At 59.1% G+C, this 17,390-nt stretch carries 19 protein-coding genes; 10 read left to right on the forward strand and 9 right to left on the reverse strand.

The window, feature by feature from the left end; translation table 11 throughout:
* Positions 1–148 precede the first annotated feature (148 nt).
* From WA845_RS03060 to WA845_RS03070, 3 genes are all read left to right on the forward strand, one after another.
* A complete protein-coding gene (locus WA845_RS03060; protein ID WP_004439829.1) occupies positions 149–1,075 on the forward strand; it encodes a sulfite exporter TauE/SafE family protein in 927 nt (308 codons plus the stop codon).
* Positions 1,072–1,899: a TIGR02186 family protein gene (locus WA845_RS03065; protein ID WP_004439826.1), complete on the forward strand. Its 828-nt coding sequence runs from the start codon at positions 1,072–1,074 to the stop codon at positions 1,897–1,899. Before WA845_RS03060 ends, WA845_RS03065 begins: the two co-directional genes overlap by 4 nt.
* Before the next feature lie 157 nt (positions 1,900–2,056).
* A complete protein-coding gene (locus tag WA845_RS03070; protein WP_006697645.1) occupies positions 2,057–2,494 on the forward strand; it encodes a universal stress protein in 438 nt (145 codons plus the stop codon).
* Between the two features lie 14 nt (positions 2,495–2,508).
* Here WA845_RS03070 and pdeM read toward each other — a convergent pair whose 3' ends face one another.
* Both pdeM and WA845_RS03080 read right to left on the reverse strand, forming a co-directional pair.
* Positions 2,509–3,237 (reverse strand): ligase-associated DNA damage response endonuclease PdeM, encoded by a 729-nt coding sequence (pdeM, locus tag WA845_RS03075; RefSeq protein WP_004439820.1) that lies wholly within the window; start codon positions 3,235–3,237, stop codon positions 2,509–2,511.
* 46 nt (positions 3,238–3,283) lie between these two features.
* Complete coding sequence (locus tag WA845_RS03080) at positions 3,284–5,875, reverse strand: ligase-associated DNA damage response DEXH box helicase (protein ID WP_337322191.1); 2,592 nt, start codon at positions 5,873–5,875, stop codon at positions 3,284–3,286.
* A 49-nt stretch (positions 5,876–5,924) separates the two neighbouring features.
* Here WA845_RS03080 and WA845_RS03085 point away from each other — a divergent pair, with 49 nt between their 5' ends.
* Positions 5,925–6,428 (forward strand): RrF2 family transcriptional regulator, encoded by a 504-nt coding sequence (locus WA845_RS03085; RefSeq protein ID WP_004439813.1) that lies wholly within the window; start codon positions 5,925–5,927, stop codon positions 6,426–6,428.
* A 107-nt stretch (positions 6,429–6,535) separates the two neighbouring features.
* Entirely contained in the window at positions 6,536–6,997 is a 462-nt protein-coding gene (locus tag WA845_RS03090) for a carboxymuconolactone decarboxylase family protein (protein WP_006698962.1), read from the forward strand.
* 26 nt (positions 6,998–7,023) lie between these two features.
* On the opposite strand, the gene WA845_RS03095 is transcribed toward WA845_RS03090, so the two are convergent.
* From WA845_RS03095 to WA845_RS03105, 3 genes are all read right to left on the reverse strand, one after another.
* Positions 7,024–7,665 carry a YitT family protein gene (locus tag WA845_RS03095; protein ID WP_112555903.1) on the reverse strand — a complete coding sequence of 214 codons (642 nt, stop codon included), beginning with the start codon at positions 7,663–7,665 and terminating at the stop codon, positions 7,024–7,026.
* 71 nt (positions 7,666–7,736) lie between these two features.
* The gene (locus WA845_RS03100; protein ID WP_112555905.1) at positions 7,737–8,348 is read right to left on the reverse strand and encodes a YitT family protein; all 612 of its coding nucleotides are present in this window, start codon (positions 8,346–8,348) and stop codon (positions 7,737–7,739) included.
* 130 nt (positions 8,349–8,478) lie between these two features.
* Positions 8,479–9,420 carry a class I SAM-dependent DNA methyltransferase gene (locus WA845_RS03105; RefSeq protein ID WP_006698959.1) on the reverse strand — a complete coding sequence of 314 codons (942 nt, stop codon included), beginning with the start codon at positions 9,418–9,420 and terminating at the stop codon, positions 8,479–8,481.
* Between the two features lie 167 nt (positions 9,421–9,587).
* Here WA845_RS03105 and WA845_RS03110 point away from each other — a divergent pair, with 167 nt between their 5' ends.
* Together WA845_RS03110 and WA845_RS03115 are read left to right on the forward strand one after the other, a co-directional pair.
* Positions 9,588–9,854, forward strand: coding sequence for a DUF6460 domain-containing protein (locus tag WA845_RS03110; RefSeq protein ID WP_004439806.1), 267 nt, complete (start codon positions 9,588–9,590; stop codon positions 9,852–9,854).
* 1 nt (position 9,855) lies between these two features.
* Entirely contained in the window at positions 9,856–10,353 is a 498-nt protein-coding gene (locus WA845_RS03115; RefSeq protein WP_035206758.1) for a CAP domain-containing protein, read from the forward strand.
* Between the two features lie 189 nt (positions 10,354–10,542).
* Here the strand turns inward: WA845_RS03115 and WA845_RS03120 are convergent, their stop codons facing one another.
* Entirely contained in the window at positions 10,543–11,634 is a 1,092-nt protein-coding gene (locus WA845_RS03120) for a quinone-dependent dihydroorotate dehydrogenase (protein ID WP_045532869.1), read from the reverse strand.
* Positions 11,634–11,987: a DUF952 domain-containing protein gene (locus WA845_RS03125; protein ID WP_004439797.1), complete on the reverse strand. Its 354-nt coding sequence runs from the start codon at positions 11,985–11,987 to the stop codon at positions 11,634–11,636. The genes WA845_RS03120 and WA845_RS03125 overlap by 1 nt, the downstream gene beginning before the upstream one ends.
* Positions 11,988–12,228: 241 nt before the next feature.
* Here WA845_RS03125 and WA845_RS03130 point away from each other — a divergent pair, with 241 nt between their 5' ends.
* On the forward strand, positions 12,229–12,879 hold the full coding sequence (locus WA845_RS03130; protein WP_006698958.1) for a response regulator: 651 nt from the start codon (positions 12,229–12,231) through the stop codon (positions 12,877–12,879).
* 112 nt (positions 12,880–12,991) lie between these two features.
* Positions 12,992–13,639 (forward strand): S24 family peptidase, encoded by a 648-nt coding sequence (locus tag WA845_RS03135; protein WP_004439793.1) that lies wholly within the window; start codon positions 12,992–12,994, stop codon positions 13,637–13,639.
* A gap of 68 nt (positions 13,640–13,707) precedes the next feature.
* Here the strand turns inward: WA845_RS03135 and WA845_RS03140 are convergent, their stop codons facing one another.
* Positions 13,708–14,460: a polysaccharide deacetylase family protein gene (locus tag WA845_RS03140; RefSeq protein ID WP_045532871.1), complete on the reverse strand. Its 753-nt coding sequence runs from the start codon at positions 14,458–14,460 to the stop codon at positions 13,708–13,710.
* A gap of 26 nt (positions 14,461–14,486) precedes the next feature.
* On the reverse strand, positions 14,487–15,785 hold the full coding sequence (gene uppY / locus WA845_RS03145; RefSeq protein WP_035206756.1) for a Wzy-type polysaccharide biosynthesis protein UppY: 1,299 nt from the start codon (positions 15,783–15,785) through the stop codon (positions 14,487–14,489).
* Positions 15,786–16,131: 346 nt separating this feature from the next.
* Between uppY and uppX the strand changes: the two genes are divergently transcribed.
* Positions 16,132–17,358 (forward strand): Wzx-type polysaccharide biosynthesis protein UppX, encoded by a 1,227-nt coding sequence (gene uppX / locus WA845_RS03150; protein ID WP_337322212.1) that lies wholly within the window; start codon positions 16,132–16,134, stop codon positions 17,356–17,358.
* The last annotated feature ends 32 nt before the right edge of the window (positions 17,359–17,390 follow it).

Genomic DNA, 17,390 nt, shown 5'->3' on the forward strand with positions numbered 1-17,390 from the left:
GTTGAATGTTGACAGGTTAGGCCCTCGCGGGCATGACGGATGAAGGCTGGGCATGCCCGGTCTTTTCAGACAGAAAGTGTAAATCGCGGCAAGGCCCCCTCACCGGACAAGCCATGCCGCCCGGAACCATTTGCCCGAGGTCCGAGCCGTGACTGTCTATCTGCCGATCGCAGAACTGTCGGTGAATATTTTCATCATTCTCGGCATGGGCGCGGCCGTCGGTTTTTTGTCCGGCATGTTCGGTGTGGGTGGTGGCTTTCTGATCACCCCGCTGCTGATTTTCTACAATATTCCGCCAGTCGTGGCCGTGGCGACGGGCGCCAACCAGGTGGTCGCCTCCTCCGTTTCAGGCTCGATCACCCATTTCCGGCGTGGAACCCTCGACGTCAAGCTCGGCAGCGTTCTGCTCGTCGGCGGCCTCCTGGGGGCGACGGTCGGCGTGTGGATATTCTCCTTCCTGCGCAGCATCGGCCAGCTCGATCTCATCGTTTCGCTGCTCTACGTCATCCTGCTCGGCACCGTAGGCGGGTTGATGCTGAAGGAAAGCATTTCGGCACTTCGCCGCGCCGCCCGCAACGAGACGGTGACGCTGCGCCGGCCGGGACACCACAACTGGGTACACCGCCTGCCGCTGAAAATGCGGTTCAAGAAATCGAAGATCTATCTCAGCATCATTCCAGTCGTCACGCTCGGTTTCGGCATCGGCATACTCACCTCTATCATGGGTGTGGGCGGCGGTTTCATCATGGTGCCGGCGATGATCTATCTGTTACGCATTCCCACCAGTGTAGTTGTCGGCACCTCACTGTTCCAGATCATTTTCGTCACCGCATACACGACCGTCGTACAGGCAGCGACCAACTACTCCGTCGATGTGGTGCTGGCTTTCATCCTGATGGTGGCTGGCGTCATCGGCGCGCAATATGGTGTACGCGTCGGCCAGAAACTGCGCGGCGAACAGCTGCGTGCGCTGCTGGCGCTTCTTGTCCTCGCCGTCGCCCTTCGCCTTGCGGTATCGCTGGTGGTGCGGCCGGAAGACCTGTTTTCGGTCGCCGTCGGGGGGTTAGGTTATTGACCCGCCATTTGTTGCTTGCCGCCCTTGCCCTGCTCTCCTGTCTTGCCTTCGGGCAAACTGCTTCCGCCCAGACGCCGCCGCTTGCGCTGCCGCCGGGTCCGCAGCAGCGCCCCCTGCAGGAAAACATCGAAATCGGCGCTTCGACGACGGAAATTCCGATAGCCTCGGATTTTCGCGGGGCGGATTTCACCCTCTTCGGCGCACTCAACAATACCGACCAGCTGCTACTGGCCATCGGGCAATATGATATCGTGGTGACGCTGGAAGGGCCGAGCGACTACATGACCGTGCGCAAGAAGGAGCGTGTGGCAGGCATCTGGATCAATACCAGCGCCATCACCTTCACGCCGCTGCCGGAATCCTACTCCATGGCCAGCACCCGCAATATCAGCGATGTCGCCTCCCCCGGAACGCTGCGCGCCATGGGGCTCGGCGTCGACCATCTGTCGCTCAAAAGCGCTGTCTTTTCGGGCGTGCCCGACAATGTCTTCGATTTTCAGGAGGCCTATCGTCGGCTCAAGCTTTCGAGCGGCATCTACCGCAATGATACGACCGGGGTGAGGCTGGAACGCACGGGCCTGTTTTGGGCGACCTTGCGCCTGCCCGCCAACGTGCCGAACGGGGTGCACACGGCGCGCGCCTATCTCTTCAAGAGCGGCAAATTCATCGCCCAGCGCGAATTAAAACTGCGCGTCGTCAAGACCGGCATGGAACAGGCGATCACCGATGCCGCGCATCAGACGCCGCTTGCTTACGGCGCGCTTTGCGTTCTGCTCGCCGTCGTCACCGGCTGGGGCGCCAGCATCATCTTCCGCAAGGACTGAGCGTTTTCAATCGCGCAAAAGAGAGCGTCTGCCACCCGCACTGGCAAAGATAGCATTCGCTTCCTTCCGGGGTTTGCTGTAAAATTCAAGGCGTTACAAACGCACGCAGCTGATGGCGGCAAGTGCGGTTGTAACGGGGATGAAAAGGAGAAATGTCATGTTCAAGCACATTCTCATTCCCACCGATGGTTCGCCGCTGGCGCAGATCGCAATCGACCAAGGGTTCGCTCTCGCCAAGGAGGCAGGCGCAAAGGTGACCGTGGTGACGGTATCGGAACCCTTTCATGTGATTGCCAGCGATGTCGAGGACATTGCCGCCATTGCCGAAGAGGAATTCCACCGTTGCGAAGAGGCGGAGCATCTGCTTCGCGATACGCAGGCGCATGCCACCGCCATGGGGCTGGATTGCGAGGCCCTGCTGGCGCGGGCGGGGCGGCCGGACGAGGCGATCATTGAAATAGCCGACAAGACCGGCTGCGATCTCATCGCCATGGCCTCGCACCGGCGCAGGAGTTTCGTCGAGATGCTGCTCGGCAGTGTGACCGCCAAGGTGCTGAAGAATTCGAAGATACCGGTATTGGTCTACCGCCAATAGGCTGCGCTAAAATCTCAGCCGAGCAGACTGGAAAACCGCACCGAGTAGATGCGATCTCTCCCCATCAGATGCGCGACGAGAGCGGCATGATCGAACAGGCCGCGCATTGCCTTGTGGCGTAAATCCAGCCCGCCGCTCAACACCCCGAATGCCGGCATCAACAGACGCGAACCATCGGTGGCGAAACAGGGCCGCCGCACCGTCTTCTCGCGGCGTCGCACAGTGGCGGAGGGGTGCAGGTGACCGGCGATTTCACCGGCCGCATCGCCCGGCTTAGGCTCGTGGCGGAAAACGAGATTGCCGTAAAACATCTCATCCACCGAAGAACCCGGCAGATCGACCGTGCCATCGGGGTCGTGGTTGCCGTTGATCCATATCCATTCGCGACCGCGGGCCATCTCGCGGATAAGTTCGCGCAACGGCAGCGGCAGGTGCTGGGAGCCGACGCGATCATGAAAATTGTCGCCGAGGCTGACGACGATCTTCGGATCGTAGCGGCTGACGAGGGAAGACAGTATCTTGAGGGTGGCGATGGTGTCATAGGGCGGCAGCATGCGTCCACGCCTTGCAAAAGCCGCACCCTTTTCCAGATGCAGGTCGGAAACGACGAGCAGCGACAGGTCGGGCAGGTAGAGCCCACCCAAAGGGTCGCACCAGGCGGAAACGCCGTTGATGGCGGTCTCGCTGCCCAGGCATTCGAAGCCGTTGGAAAACCTGTCGCTCAATGTCAGCCGGCTCAGCACTTTTATCGTTGTTCCTTCAATGCATACTTCAGCACATGGGCATATTTCAGGACATGGCCTCGGCGATCAGCTCATCAGCAGCTTCCGCCAGCACATCGTCCATCGCTTCGCCCGCCACCGTCTCCCGGCCGATTTCCAGCATGACCGGAACGGCGAGGGGCGAGACGTGCTCCAGCGCGCGATGCGTGGTGTGTCCCTTGATTCGCTTCAGCATATCGCCAAGACGGCCAATATCCAAAAGTCCTGCTGCGGCATCGCGTCGCGTCGCTTCCAGCAGGATATGATCCGGCTCATGGCTGCGAAGAACGTCATAAATAAGATCGGCGGACACCGTGACCTGCCGGCCGGTCTTTTCCTTGCCGGGATGGCGGCGTTCGATCAGCCCGGAAATGACTGCGCAATTGCGGAAGGTGCGTTTCAGCATGAAGGATTCGTCAAGCCATGCTTCCAGATCGTCGCCAAGCATGTCCTCATCGAGAAGGTCGGCCAGCGACAGGCGGCGGGACTTCAGGCGCATGCCGATATCCTCCATGGCCCAGATGGCCAGCGAATAATCGGTGGCGACAAAACCCATCGGTTTTGCTCCGGCCCGTTCCAGCCGTCTCGTCAGAAGCATGCCGAGTGTCTGATGCGCCAGCCGTCCCTCGAAGGGATACATGACCATGAAGAAGCGCTTACGGAAGGGGAAGGTCTCCACCAATAGCTCGTCCCGCTTGGGAATGATCGACTTCTCCTTCTGGATTGCCAGCCAGTCGCGAACCTGATCCGGCAGGGCATGCCACCGTGTCGGGTCTGCCAGCATGGAGCGCACTTGATCTGCCAGGTAGGTGGAAAGCGGAAATTTGCCACCGGCATAGGAGGGTATCTTCGGATCCATGGAAAAGGCCTGTGAGACCAGGCATTCATTCTCCCTGATGCCCTCGAACCGCAGCACCTTGCCGGCAAAGAGAAAAGTATCGCCCTGCACCAGCTGCTCTAGGAAATATTCCTCGACCTTGCCGAGCGACATTCCGCCGCGACCGACCGTGCCCTTGGCATTGCGCTTGACCATGCGGACATTGAGTTCCGCCGCCTCGACGATGGTGCCGAGGTTGAGGCGATATTGCTGCGCTACCGCCGGATTGGACACGCGCCAGCGACCGTCCTTCATCTGGCGGATGCGGGCATAACGTTCATAGGTGCGCAGCGCGTAGCCGCCGGTGGCAGTAAAATCCACCACCCGATCGAAGGCGGCACGCGGCAGGTCGGCATAGGGCGAGGCGCTGGTGACTTCGCGATAAAGTTCATCCGCATCGAAAGGCTCGGCACAGGCCATGCCGAGTACGTGCTGGGCGAGAACATCAAGCGCGCCTTCGGCGATCGGCGGCGTATCCTGCGCGCCGATATAGTTGGCATCCAGCGCTGCCCGGCATTCCATCACCTCGAAGCGGTTGGCGGGAACGAGGATCGCCTTTGACGGCTCATCCATGCGGTGGTTGGCACGGCCGATACGCTGAGCGAGGCGGCTTGCGCCCTTCGGCGCGCCGACATGCACGACAAGGTCAACGTCACCCCAGTCTATGCCGAGATCGAGGGTGGAGGTGGCAACGACGGCACGTAACCTGTTTTCCGCCATGGCCGCTTCCACCCTGCGGCGCTGCCCGGCATCCAGCGAGCCGTGATGCAGTGCGATCGGCAAATTGTCGTCATTGATCGTCCAGAGCTCCTGAAAGACCCTTTCCGCCTGCGAGCGTGTGTTGACAAACACCAGCGTCGTCTGATGCTGCTTCAACGCTTCGTATAAGTCCTTTCCGGCATAACGCGCTGAATGGCCGGACCATGGGATGCGTTCTTCCGTGTGCAAGATGGAAATATCCGGCTTTGCACCGCCTTCGACGGTTATCAAGCCGGCGGGCGGCTTCCCCTGCCCCTGCGGTGCAAGATAACGGCGCAAATCCATCGGCTCCGCCACCGTGGCCGAAAGGCCGATGAAACGGACATCGGGCGCATGCCGGCGCACGCGGGCGAGCGCCAGCGACAGCAGATGGCCGCGTTTGGAGGTAACGAGCGAATGCAGCTCATCCAGCACCACATATTTCAGGTCACGGAAAAAGCGCTCGGCCTCCTTGTTGGCGAGCAGCAGCGAGACCTGTTCCGGTGTGGTCAGCAGGATATCCGGCGGGCGCACCTTCTGGCGCTGGCGTTTCGCCTGGGGCGTGTCGCCGGTGCGGGTTTCGATGACAATCGGCAGACCCATTTCGGAAACGGGCTTGGTGAGATTACGCTCGATATCGACTGCAAGCGCCTTCAGCGGTGAGATGTAGAGGGTGTGCACGCCGACAAAGCCGGAGCCAGACGGTATCTTGCCCCGCTCTGTCAGATCGGTGAGCGAGGCCATGAAGCCGCCCAACGTCTTGCCAGCACCGGTGGGCGCGATCAGCAACATGTTCTCGCCGCCCCGTGCCCGCGCCATAAGCTCCAGCTGATGGGCGCGCGGAGACCACCCTTTTTCGACAAACCATTTCTGGAATGAAAGGGGCAAGGTGCCGACATCTATGCCGGAAATGGGGGACTCGGTGTGTTTCACGCCTTTAACGTAGTGAAAAACCTGAGAAAAAGAAGGGCGGAACAGGGCCGCTTGACAGGAAAACAGAATCATGGATAAATAATATCCATGATAGCGCAACAACAAGACATGGAAAAGACCGATGAAACTCGGGGACGGCGTTGAACAGGCCATTCACAGCGTGGGAATGCTGGCGGGACTTTCCGAAGGCGGCGTGCTGTCCGCGGCCGCGCTCGCGGAATTCCACGGCGTTTCCACCAGCTATCTTCTGAAGCACCTGCAATCATTGTCCAGCGCCGGAATAGTTGCCACGGTGCCGGGGCCGAAGGGCGGCTATCGTCTGGCGCGACCGACTGACAAGATCACCCTGCTGGACATCGTTCTGGCCGTTGAAGGGCCGCAGCCGGCTTTCCGTTGCGCGGAAATCCGGCAACGCGGTCCAAACCCATTGCCGGGCCGGTATTTCACCAAGCCCTGTGGTATCAATGCAGCGATGTTGAAGGCAGAGAAGGTCTATAGGGCCGAACTCGCCAAAACCACCATTGCCGATATTCTGGGCGATCTTGCCGCCACTGACGATGGTGGAATTGCTGCGCGTGGCTGTGCCTTCCTGGAGTTGAACGAGCGCAAGACAGCAGCGCGCTGAGACTGGAAAACAGGCTCCGAAGAAAAACCGATCTACGCTGGAGGGCTTCGTCGCTTTCCGGACTGATGACGCATGACTTCAAACTGACCCAACCAACGGAGAGACCCATGAAAACCCGTATCAACTATGCCAAAGCATCCCCCGAAGCCTTCAAGGCCGTCATGGCGCTTGAAAATTACGTTCAGGGCAGCGGACTTGAACGCCGTTTCGTTCACCTCATCAAGCTGCGTGCCTCGATCATCAATGGCTGCGCCTTCTGCGTGGATATGCATGTAAAGGAAAGCCGCCATGACGGGCTTTCCGAACAATGGATCAACCTGATGAGCGTGTGGCGGGAATCTCCCGTTTATACACAGCAGGAACGCGCATTGCTCGGCTGGGTGGATGCGGTGACGAAGATTGCTGAGACCGGAGCTCCGGACGATGCCTTCGAAACGCTGAAAGCACATTTCTCCGATGAGGAAATCGTGAAGATTACGGTGGCCATCGGCGCCATCAACACCTGGAACCGTATTGCCGTCGGTTTCCGCTCGCAGCATCCGGTTGATGCGGCTGCGAAGGCGGCCTGACCTCGCAAACCCGCGACCGGCGGCCGCTACATGGCAATGTAGCGGTCGTTCCTGTGATTGATAGCAAGCGTGAGGTTCATAACCAGTGCTCCGAGAACGGAGCAGATAATGACAAAAGGTGTGGCAACGAAGAATGAGCAGGCCAGCACCATGCCGTCAAAGGCGAGCTGCACGAGGCCGGCGCGCCAGCCGAAACGATCCTGCAGATAAAGCGCCAGAATGCCGAAACCGCCGAGGCTGGTGCGATGACGAAACAGCGCCAGCATGCCCGCCGCAACCGTCAATCCGCCGAAAAGTGCTGCGGCAACCGGATTGATGCTCTGAAAGGCGAAAAAGCCGGGCATATATTCCGACAGCAGCGCTGTCAAAGCGATGGCGCAGAAGGTCTTGACCGTGAAGGCGAGGCCGAGGCGGCGGAAGGCGAGATAATAAAACGGCAGATTGACGATGAAGAAGACCGTACCAAAGCTGAGGTCGGTACCGTAATGCACGAGGAACGCCAGACCAACCGTGCCACCCGTCAAAAGACCGGCTGCGGAAAACAGCGTGACGCCGAGCGATACCAGCATGCTGCCCGCAAGAACGCCCTGCGCATCTTCCAGCAGCGAATGACGATCCGGCGCGGAGGCCCAAAGATTAAGACGCCTTCGCGCGCTCGTATCGTCCATGCCTTGTCCCCTGAATACCAAGCCCTGCCGAGCTATTGCGCTGAAGTGCGGGAGATTTCAACCACCCTCGCTCAGCGCACGACGATATATCTGTCCGAACGGTGATTGATGGCCAGAAACATGTTGAGGACAAAGGCGCCGACGATCGAATAGACAACCGTGACCGGATCGATGACGAAGAAAGCACAGAGCATGACGAAGGCATCGAAGGCGAGCTGGATCAGGCCGGCGCGGATGCCAAAGCGATCCTGAATATAGATGGCCAGAATGCCGATGCCGCCAAGGCTGGCGCGGTGGCGATAAAGCGCCAGCAATCCGTAACCCAGCAGCAGACCACCGAGCAGCGCCGCCCACAGCGGATTGATGCTGTCGATCACCATCCAGCGCGCTTCCACTTCGGTCAGCACCGAAACAAGGCCGATGGCGATGAATGTCTTGAAGGAAAAGGCAAGGCCGAGCCGACGGAAGGACAAGTAATAGAATGGCAGATTGACGAGGAAGAACAGCAGCCCGAAGCTGATGCCGAAGGCATAATGCAGAAGAAAGGCGACACCGGCGGTCCCGCCCGTCAAAAGGCCGACCTTGTTCAGCAGATAAAAGCCGAGCGCCGAGACAATGGCGCCGGTGACGATGCCCTGCACGTCTTCCACCGGCGCGTGTCTGGCCGGATCGGAACTCCACATGCCGTAAACGCTTCTCGTTCTCAAGCTTTGCCCTCGGTTTCTTTCATATTTTGCACTGCAAAACGAACCCGATCAAGATGGATACGTAAGGAAGGCTGACCTATCGAGAAAATGGAAAGAAATGAGATGTTCAGACCTTGGCGCGGGCAAGAAAAAGAATGCCGGAAAGGGGTTTTCCGGCATCCTTGCGAATGGTGGTCTTGCGAATTTCCATGAGATCAAAACCCGCCCGTTCCAGAAGACCGCTGACATAGGTTTTCGAATGGGCGTAACGAAGGGATTCCCGCAGAACGAAACCATCCTCCCCTGCCGCATCCTCCACCGAAAAGGCAAAGAAGCCGGAGGGCGCCAACAGGGCGGAAACGAGGGGCATGACGGTTTCGAGACTGCCGAGATACATCATTACATCGGCGGCGGCGACGAGATTGGCGCGCTTCGGCGCCAGGGTCGTGGTGAAGAGCCCCGAAGTTTCCGCTTCGAGGGAAAGATCGGCCTGGCCGAGGTGATCGTAGAGATCTTTTTCCTCCGCCTTGGCAAGCATGTTCTGTGAAATATCGAAACCTTCCAGCCGTTTTGCGAAGGCTCTGATTTCAACGCCGAGGAGTCCCGTGCCGCAGCCGATGTCGACGACAGTGTCGAACACCCCGCCATCCGCCGCCTTCTCGATCAGTTCCGCCAGTTTCTGCGGCACGCTGTAATCGAGCTTTTCGACCAGCGAAGTTTCGAAACGATCGGCATAATCGTCGAACAGCCCTTCCACATAACGGCTCGGCGGCTGTTCCGGTGTTTCTGCGGCGCCGAGAACCGCGAGTTTCAGTTCGGCTGCAAACAGACCTTCCTCATCCATCTCGGCGACCTTTTCGTAAGCCGCCACGGCCTTGTCCGTTTCCCCCGCCTTTTCGTGATATTCCCCGAAGCGAAACCAGCCCGCCGTCCACCGTGGCGCTAGTTCCAGCGCCTGTTCCATGAGTTCGGCGGCGGCGGGATAATCACCTCCCTCCGCCAACATGCGGGCATAGTCCGCCCGGCGGTCGGCAATGACGTCACCGGAAGAAAACTGGTTTGGGGCCATTCAAGATTCCTGAGAAGATGCGCGCTGTCATTTATCAAGCCATAAAAAAACTCAAGTCCTATTTCATGGCGCACTCGTGGAATTGGCTGATATGCGCGATATAGTGCGCAAAAACTTGCATCGATGTGGTCCGTTTCATATGTCAGGACAAAACAGGAGACTTGCTGATGGCCGGTGAGGTCAACAAATTGCTGGGCGACACAGTGGCCCGAACGGTGGTGAAGCTGCTCGTGGTTTCACTGCTCGTCGGCTTTCTGATGGCGATCTTCGGCTTGACGCCGTGGAACATCATTTACGGCGCGCGCGACTTCGTCGTCGACCTGTGGCGCAGCGGTTTCCATGCGCTGGGGGCGATCGGCGACTATCTGATCCTGGGCGCCACGATCGTCATTCCCGTCTTCATCATCCTGCGCCTTCTGAGCTATCGCCGCTGACATGACCGACACTTCTCTCCAGACGCTTACACGGCGCGGTTTCGTGCTGCTTTCCGCCGGTTCGGTTCTTTCCGCCTGCGTTTCCGTTCCAACCAACAAGGGCATACCTTCAGGCACCCGCGATGAGACCGCAGCGGCGCTTCCAATGGTCAACGACCTGCGACGCTCGAAAGGACTTTCGCCGCTTTCCATCAATGGTGCAGCCAGCAGCGCCGCCGCCTATCAGGCCGGACGCATGGTCAAGGCGCAGAAGATGGCGCATCTGATCGGACTGACCGACAATTTCCTGATCCGAATGAAGGAGGGGAATGTGCCGCTTCCTGCGGCGGAGAATGTGGCCGCCGGTCAGGATAGCGTGGAGCGGGTGGTGAAGGCCTGGATCGGCTCCAAACACCACCTGGAAAACATGCTTGGGCCTTATAACGGCCTCGGCGTGGCGGTCGCCTACGATGCCACCAGCCGCAACCGGCCCTATTGGGCTATGGTGCTCTGCGCCTGAGGTAAAGGGCGGGAAACCACCCTCTTCCCTCATTTCTGTGCTTGTTACAGGAATCCAGCCGACGCGCCTGCGCGGCGGAGAGAGTTCTTTCAGCCCAAGGACTTGGGCTGGCTGGATCCCTGTGACAAGCACAGGGATGAGGAGGGAGAGCCTCTGAGGAAGCGCTGCCTCGACCTTTCAGGCTCGCTGTCAGCCCAGCTTACGATCCGCCCAGCGGTCAACCGCGCTGTCGCGCAGATCGCGGATCGATTCCACGCCCTCACGGGCAACCAGCTTCGACAGGCCCTTGACGATGGCAGATGGCAGACCGGGGCCTTCATAGACCATGCAGGAGTACAGCTGTACCAGATCCGCACCTGCCCTTACCTTTTCCAAGGCCGTTTCCGGGGACGAAACGCCGCCGACACCGATGATCGGCAAATTGACGCCGACGCGACGGCGCACCTTGGCCAGAACCGTGGTGGAGAGTTCGAAGAGAGGCTTGCCGGAAAGGCCACCCGCCTCACCCTTGTGCGGGCTGGCTCGCAGGCCGTCGCGTGAAAGGGTGGTATTGGCAACGATCAGGCCGTCCAGATCATGGGCAAGCGCTTCTTCAGCAACGTCGTCCAGTCCCTCCTCGGTCAGATCGGGCGCGATCTTGAGGAAGACGGGGATGCGTCTGCCGAAACGTTCAGCTTCCGCCTTGCGGCGTTCCAGCACGGCCGAGAGAAGGGCGGCAAGGCTTTCGCGCGCCTGCAGGTCGCGGAGACCGGGTGTGTTGGGGGACGAAATATTGACGGTGAAATAGGATGCGACCGAATAAAACGCCTCGATGCCCTGCACATAATCGGCGATACGGTCTTCACTGTCCTTGTTGGCGCCGATATTGACGCCGACAATGCCACGCAGATGCGCCTGCTTCAGACGCTCCAGCGCAGCGGCATGGCCTTCATTGTTGAAACCGAGGCGATTGATGACGCCCTCATCTTCCACAAGGCGAAAGATACGCGGCTTCGGATTGCCGGCCTGCGCCCGCGGCGTGACGGTGCCGATTTCGGTGAAGCCGAAACCGAGCTTCAGAAGCGGTCCCGGTACTTCCGCATTCTTGTCGTAACCCGCCGCCATGCCGAGCGGATTGGGGAAGACAAGGCCCGCCACGGTCTGCTGCAGTCGCGGATCGTGCGGCACCATGCAGGTGGGCAGGAAGCCGCTTTTCAGGGCCGCAATGGACAGCCCATGGGCCTTTTCCGGATCGACCAGGAACAGGCCCTTGCGGCCGATCGAGGAAAATAATCCGCTCATCACAAAATCTCCGGAAACTGGTGCTGGCCGTCGTGATCGAGTGCAAGCGGCGTCTCCCAGAGCACGGCGGTCAAGGGAAGAGGCCCATAAAGGTGAGGGAAAAGATCGCCACCTCTTGAGGGTTCATAGACCAGCTTGTCGCCGAGGGCCGCGCCGTCGACTGCAATCAGCAGCAGATCGGCCTGGCCGGAAAAATGCCGCGCGGCTGTTTCCGCCACCTGCCTGGCCGTGGAAAAATGGATGAAGCCATCGGTCAGGTCGATGGCGGCGCCGTCGAAGACACCCTTTGCCCTGGCCTCGTTCCACAACGTCTCCGGCACGATTTTATAGATGATCGCGGGCGTTTCCTGCATGCGCTCTCCATGGCTTTCCAACCATCGCGGTTTGCCGTAAAGCTAGGGGATTGTCCACAGTTTCCACGGTATTTTTATTGCTGAAAGCCTGAAAGACCGCCTGTCCACAAGCTTTTCCTTGTAAAGAGGAACCGATTGGCGCAACCTTTGGCGGAGGAGCCGGGCGTGTTTCGACCACCGGCAAAGGGAGTGAGCCAATAACTGGAAAAGAACCGCATAATGCCCTTGGGAGGGGGCCAGAATGTCGGAACTTGTCATTATCATTGCAGATGATCATCCACTTTTTCGCGGTGCCCTGAAACAGGCCGTATCCGGCCTCGACGGACACCAGACCATCGTTGAAGCCGGTGATTTCGAGGCTGCCAGACGCGCAGCCGCAGCCCGTAACGATGCGGATCTGATGCTGCTTGACCTTGCCATGCCAGGGGTCAGCGGGTTTTCGGGCCTCATGGCGCTACGCGCAGAGTTTTCCAGCCTGCCGATCGTCATCGTATCGGCGACGGATGACGCGACGACCGTCCGCCGCTCAATCGAACTCGGCGCTTCCGGTTTCATTTCAAAATCCTCCGGCATCGATGACATCCGTGATGGCATCCGCGCGGTTCTGGAAGGCGACCTGTGGGTACCGGCCGGCCATCACGGCGAAAAGGAGCACGATCCGGATGTCGCCGATCTCATCGGCAGGCTGCGAACGCTGACGCCGCAGCAGAGCCGTGTTCTCGGCATGCTGGCAGAAGGCCTGCTGAACAAGCAGATCGCCTATGAGCTCAATGTCTCGGAGGCGACGATCAAGGCACATGTCTCCGCGATCCTGTTGAAGCTCAAGGTGGACAGCCGCACGCAGGCGGTCATCCAGCTCGCCAAGATCAACACATCGGCTCTTGTGGCGTAAGCAAGGATTTTATTCCTTTCCTTCCTTTACTCCGGACCGGATATGGTCTAGATTTCGAGGTGTTAACGACAGGAGCTTTTCCGCTATCGGCTCCGTTTGCGGGCTTTCTACCATGCTTTCACATGAGACGATCTGGAGCGCCATCGATACGCTTGCCGAACGCCATCAGCTGACGCCTTCGGCATTGGCGAAGCGTGCCGGTCTCGACCCTACTTCATTCAATAAGTCGAAGCGTTTCGGGCCGGACGGCCGCAAACGCTGGCCCTCGACGGAGTCCGTTTCCAAGGTGCTCGAAGCGACGGGAGCGAGCGTGGATCAGTTTTTCGGTTATGCTTTCGGAAAGGCGCAGACGCGACCTGCCGGTGCGGAAAGTGCCATCCCCCTGCTCGGTTTCGCTCAGGCCGGTTCCGGCGGTTTTTTTGACGACGGCGGCTTTCCGGCAGGTCAGGGCTGGGACGTGGTTGAGTTTCCCTCGTCTCCCGAACGCAAACAGGGAGTCTACGCGCTGGAAGTGCAGGGAGAGAGCATGATGCCGCTTTACCGCGACGGCGACATCCTCATCGTGGAGCCTGGCGCGCAGGTACGGCGCGGCGACCGCGTGGTGTTGAAGAGCCGTGACGGTGAAGTGATGGCCAAGGTGCTGGCGCGGCAAAGCCCCAAGAGCATCGAACTTCTTTCGCTCAATCCTGAGCATCCCAATCGGAGCTTCGAGATGGCCGATGTGGAATGGATCGCCCGCATCATATGGGCCAGCCAGTAGGCCGATAGCCTACACGTCATAATCGCTTTCACCGCGATGGCTAAAAGCGCGCAGCACGGTGCCATGCCTTAGAGGCCGAGTGCCGTCACGGCCGCGTCAACCGTCATGACTTTTGCGCCACGGGATGCCGCCTTACGCACGAAACCCTGAAACCTGTCTTCCGGGCAACCGTAAAAGCTTGGCGCAGACGACACATCATGGGTAAAAATGACGAGCCAGCCGCCGTTTTGCAGGACGTCGTCAAGCCAGCGATCAGCGGCATCGAGATAGTTCGGATCGGGCCGCAATTCGACGGCAGCAAGATTATGCGGATCGATGCTGCCGCGGTTGATGCCGGGCATGATCCCGCGGGCGGTCCTGAACCTGCGCCGCAGCATGGGCTGCATGAGTGGCGAAGCCATGCCGAAGGGGGTGGAGAAATTCCGCCTGTGCCCGTTCTCATCGAACGAGGCCAGCACCTTTTCATTACGATCGAGATCCTCTTCCAGCCCTCGCCGTGAAAAGCTTGAGAGTTTGCGATGGGAATAGGTATGGCAGGCGAGCTCATGACCGGCCGTAGCCAGTTCCGAACAGCCCCTAGCGGAAATCATGTCCTGCGGTTCGTCATGCCTGTCGATGAAGACTCCGGAAATATAAAAGGTCCCGCGAACATTCTCGTTTTCCAGAATGCGGGCACCGCTGGTCCAGGCGCTCGCCGGAACATCGTCGAATGTGAAGGAGACAATCGGTTCGGATGTCTCGATCCGCGCCGTCGGTCCAGGGAAATACCGCACGAGCCGGTTATTGACCCGGTCTGCGATCGTTCCGATTTTCTGCGTCATACTAGCCCCCCGGCCCGCCGTGCAAATTACTGTCCCTGTTCCAGTATGTCGTAAGCCTGATGTCTCAAACAATAGATCGCAATAAGAAGAGAAGACCAGATAGGCCCGGTTCCGGTAAAGAAATTACTCTCAAGACAGGAAGAAAGCAGCGCATATACCCAAATTCGCCCAAAAAGCCGCGTCAGGCCGGGATCCGTGCCTCTGTCCACCGCTGTTCGGAAATCATTTGCGGGGATGATCACGAGCCATATGAGAGTGAGGACGAAGGCGGGCAGTCCGCCATTCAAAAGGCTCTCGACATAGCCATTATGCGCGTGAAAGGCCGTGACCGCCCAAGTCTCGGCAATATCGGCCTGTGACAGAAGCCGGTCGCTTGTCCAAAAGGCCTGGAATCCCTGCCCGAAGATCGGCGATTGCGCAAAGGTGTCGAAAGACAGGCGCCATATATCCGTCCGTCCGGTGAACGTGGAATCGATGCCCAGGCTTTCGACGAGGCTCTGTATGCTCGGGAAATAGGTGGAGCCGATTGCAACGATATTGAGAAACGCCAGAAGGCCACCGATCATCAGCAATGTCCGCCCGGCATGCCGCTCCATGACCCAAACCAGGGCGATGGTGACGGGCAAAAGCATCGCTGCAGTTTTCCCGTTCGTCTTCCAGAGAAAAAAGCCGGCCAGCAGCGTAATCGCTATTCCGCCCAGCGTGGACCAGGCATTGCGCAGATAAAGGCCCACCATGAAAAGAATGATCATTGCCGGCGCGGCGGCGTTCTTATGATTGAATATTCCGCGCCAATCGCCTGCAAGCGCCTTCTCATCGAGATCGTAAGGCTGATGGATTGCGCGCGAACTCAGGAAGATAACCCCGAGATAACAAAGCGCCAGCAGGAGAATGGCGAAAACGGCCATCATCCGGTCGAATTGCCGCCTGTCGCGCGGCATGACGACCAGCACGCTGGTGATAAAACACAGGAGCGCCGTGAAAATCAGGCGCTGCAACGACGTGCCGGGCTCTGCACCAAGGACCGAACAAAGCGCGAGCCAGGAAAAGAGCAGCAGGATTGGCAAGCGGGGCCTCAGCAAAAGCCCCGTCAGACGATGGCGCAGTGCGAAGACACCGAGGATCAGCGCGATCACCAGACCGGTCAGCTGATTGGCGGCGGCGCGCGGCACGGGCGGCGCCGCAAGATTTTCAAAGGGCGCGACAGAAATCCAGATGTAAAGCATCGTGGCGACAAAAAAAATCGCGTCGCGACGGCCGCCCGACAGGGACATGGCACTGCTGTTTTCCGCAGAAATGGACCGCGTATCAGCAAAACGCGGCATGGTGGCCTGCTTCGGGAACGGAAAATCGGATCATGGACCTGCCCTGCAACGAACAACGAAACCCTTCTGAACCGGGCGATGTCCTAATAACCATAAATAGTCATTATCATCATTATTGTGTAATTGCTTTAACCCTCTCTTACCTCAACAGGGCTAAGACAGGAGAAACTGTCATTCATTCAGGTCGTCGGTGTCGAATACCGCCCGGTTGCCGCCCTTTCAGTTCGTAAGACTTTAAAAGGGACAGTCCTTTTGAATTCGCCCGGCAACGCCGGAAAAAACGGAGAATGAGGTGTCGTTGAACACGCCGCGGCTCGGCCATCTTGTCAGACTTGGATTGGCCTATATGGCATCCGGAGGCGCGCTGCTGATGTCCAGCGCCGCCCAGCTCTTGACCTTCGCGCTGCTAGCCCGCCATCTGGGTGTCGAACAATTCGCGCTTTACGCTTCGATCACGGCCGTGACCAATCTGGGCGTTCAGATTTGCGGTATCGGCTCACAGGAATCGCTCATTCGTCGCGTGGCGCAGGATCGCGGCATGTTCCCCGTCATGCTTGGCCACAGTTATCTCCTCAGCGCGGCGACGGGCGTGGTCCTGACGCTCATCGGCATGGTGACGATCCCGGTGTTTTTCCCGACGTCGGAAACGTTGCTGCACACGCTGATCACCACTTTCCTGATCCTGTTCACCAACCTCGTTCTCCTGAAGGTTATTTCGCTTTCCACGCAAAGCTTCATCGCCCATTCCGACTTTGCCTCGGCCAACAAGCTGGAGGTGATGTTTGCCATCGCCCGCACCATTGCCGCCGTGGTTGCCTGCCTCGTCTTCAAGGTGGAAACGGTCGAGGCCTGGGCACTCTGGAACCTCGCCGCCCACACGATTGCAGCCGTGATTTCCGTCAAGGCAATAGGAAGGCTCGGCCGACCGGTCTTTCGGATCGTCCGGGAGGAAATTCGCATCGGCATCCTGTTTTCCACCCAGTTCCTGTTCAAGGCGGTACGCGGCAATGCCGATATTCTCGTCCTTGGAGCCATCGCCAGTGCGGAGGTACTGGGCAGCTATTCCATCGCCCGCCGGATTCTCGACAGCTCCTATCTTTCCGTCGAGGCCCTGAACCGGCTTATCTATCCCGGATCCGCCTCTGCAGCGCTGCAGGGTATCAGCAAAACCATCGAACGCGCCTATAATGTGCTGAAAGCGGCGCTGTTCATCGCGACCGGCAGTGCGCTGGCAATCTTTATCATCGCGCCCTTCCTGCCGCTTTTATTTGGCGACGAATATGTTTCGCTTCCCACCATCACCCGCGTGCTTTGCTGGGCCGTACTGCCGATGGCGGTGGCCGCTACCGCGCTGGAAGCGTTGGGGGCCTCCGGGCGCCAGGATATCCGCGCCAAGATATGGAACAGCGGCAATCTCATAGGCTCCGTCGTCGTTGCCTTCTTCACCTGGTCTTTCAGCATTTCGGGAACGATCGGCAGCTATTTCATCGTCGAAACCGCCATAGCGGCAGCTGTGTGGGTGGCGCTTCTACGGCTGCGGGGGAGCGAAGAGGCTTTCGCTGCGGTCAAATAGAGCGCGCCTCATTCAGTTGAATGGAGTCGGCC

The organism is Agrobacterium sp. CMT1 (assembly GCF_037203725.1).
Classification (GTDB): Bacteria; Pseudomonadota; Alphaproteobacteria; order Rhizobiales; family Rhizobiaceae; genus Agrobacterium; species Agrobacterium pusense.

What these genes read in the sequence shown, in the direction of transcription:
- WA845_RS03100 (WP_112555905.1), bottom strand. Translation starts at nt 8,348, where the DNA reads ATGTGGAGTTCCGATCCGGCCAGACACGCGCCGGTGGAAGACGTGCAG.
- WA845_RS03070 (WP_006697645.1), top strand. Translation starts at nt 2,057, where the DNA reads ATGTTCAAGCACATTCTCATTCCCACCGATGGTTCGCCGCTGGCGCAG.
- WA845_RS03120 (WP_045532869.1), bottom strand. Translation starts at nt 11,634, where the DNA reads ATGAGCGGATTATTTTCCTCGATCGGCCGCAAGGGCCTGTTCCTGGTC.
- uppX (WP_337322212.1), top strand. Translation starts at nt 16,132, where the DNA reads ATGGCATCCGGAGGCGCGCTGCTGATGTCCAGCGCCGCCCAGCTCTTG.
- uppY (WP_035206756.1), bottom strand. Translation starts at nt 15,785, where the DNA reads ATGCCGCGTTTTGCTGATACGCGGTCCATTTCTGCGGAAAACAGCAGT.
- WA845_RS03125 (WP_004439797.1), bottom strand. Translation starts at nt 11,987, where the DNA reads ATGCAGGAAACGCCCGCGATCATCTATAAAATCGTGCCGGAGACGTTG.
- WA845_RS03135 (WP_004439793.1), top strand. Translation starts at nt 12,992, where the DNA reads ATGCTTTCACATGAGACGATCTGGAGCGCCATCGATACGCTTGCCGAA.
- WA845_RS03140 (WP_045532871.1), bottom strand. Translation starts at nt 14,460, where the DNA reads ATGACGCAGAAAATCGGAACGATCGCAGACCGGGTCAATAACCGGCTC.
- WA845_RS03115 (WP_035206758.1), top strand. Translation starts at nt 9,856, where the DNA reads ATGACCGACACTTCTCTCCAGACGCTTACACGGCGCGGTTTCGTGCTG.
- WA845_RS03080 (WP_337322191.1), bottom strand. Translation starts at nt 5,875, where the DNA reads ATGATTCTGTTTTCCTGTCAAGCGGCCCTGTTCCGCCCTTCTTTTTCT.
- WA845_RS03110 (WP_004439806.1), top strand. Translation starts at nt 9,588, where the DNA reads ATGGCCGGTGAGGTCAACAAATTGCTGGGCGACACAGTGGCCCGAACG.
- WA845_RS03085 (WP_004439813.1), top strand. Translation starts at nt 5,925, where the DNA reads ATGAAACTCGGGGACGGCGTTGAACAGGCCATTCACAGCGTGGGAATG.
- WA845_RS03105 (WP_006698959.1), bottom strand. Translation starts at nt 9,420, where the DNA reads ATGGCCCCAAACCAGTTTTCTTCCGGTGACGTCATTGCCGACCGCCGG.
- WA845_RS03090 (WP_006698962.1), top strand. Translation starts at nt 6,536, where the DNA reads ATGAAAACCCGTATCAACTATGCCAAAGCATCCCCCGAAGCCTTCAAG.
- WA845_RS03095 (WP_112555903.1), bottom strand. Translation starts at nt 7,665, where the DNA reads ATGGACGATACGAGCGCGCGAAGGCGTCTTAATCTTTGGGCCTCCGCG.
- WA845_RS03130 (WP_006698958.1), top strand. Translation starts at nt 12,229, where the DNA reads ATGTCGGAACTTGTCATTATCATTGCAGATGATCATCCACTTTTTCGC.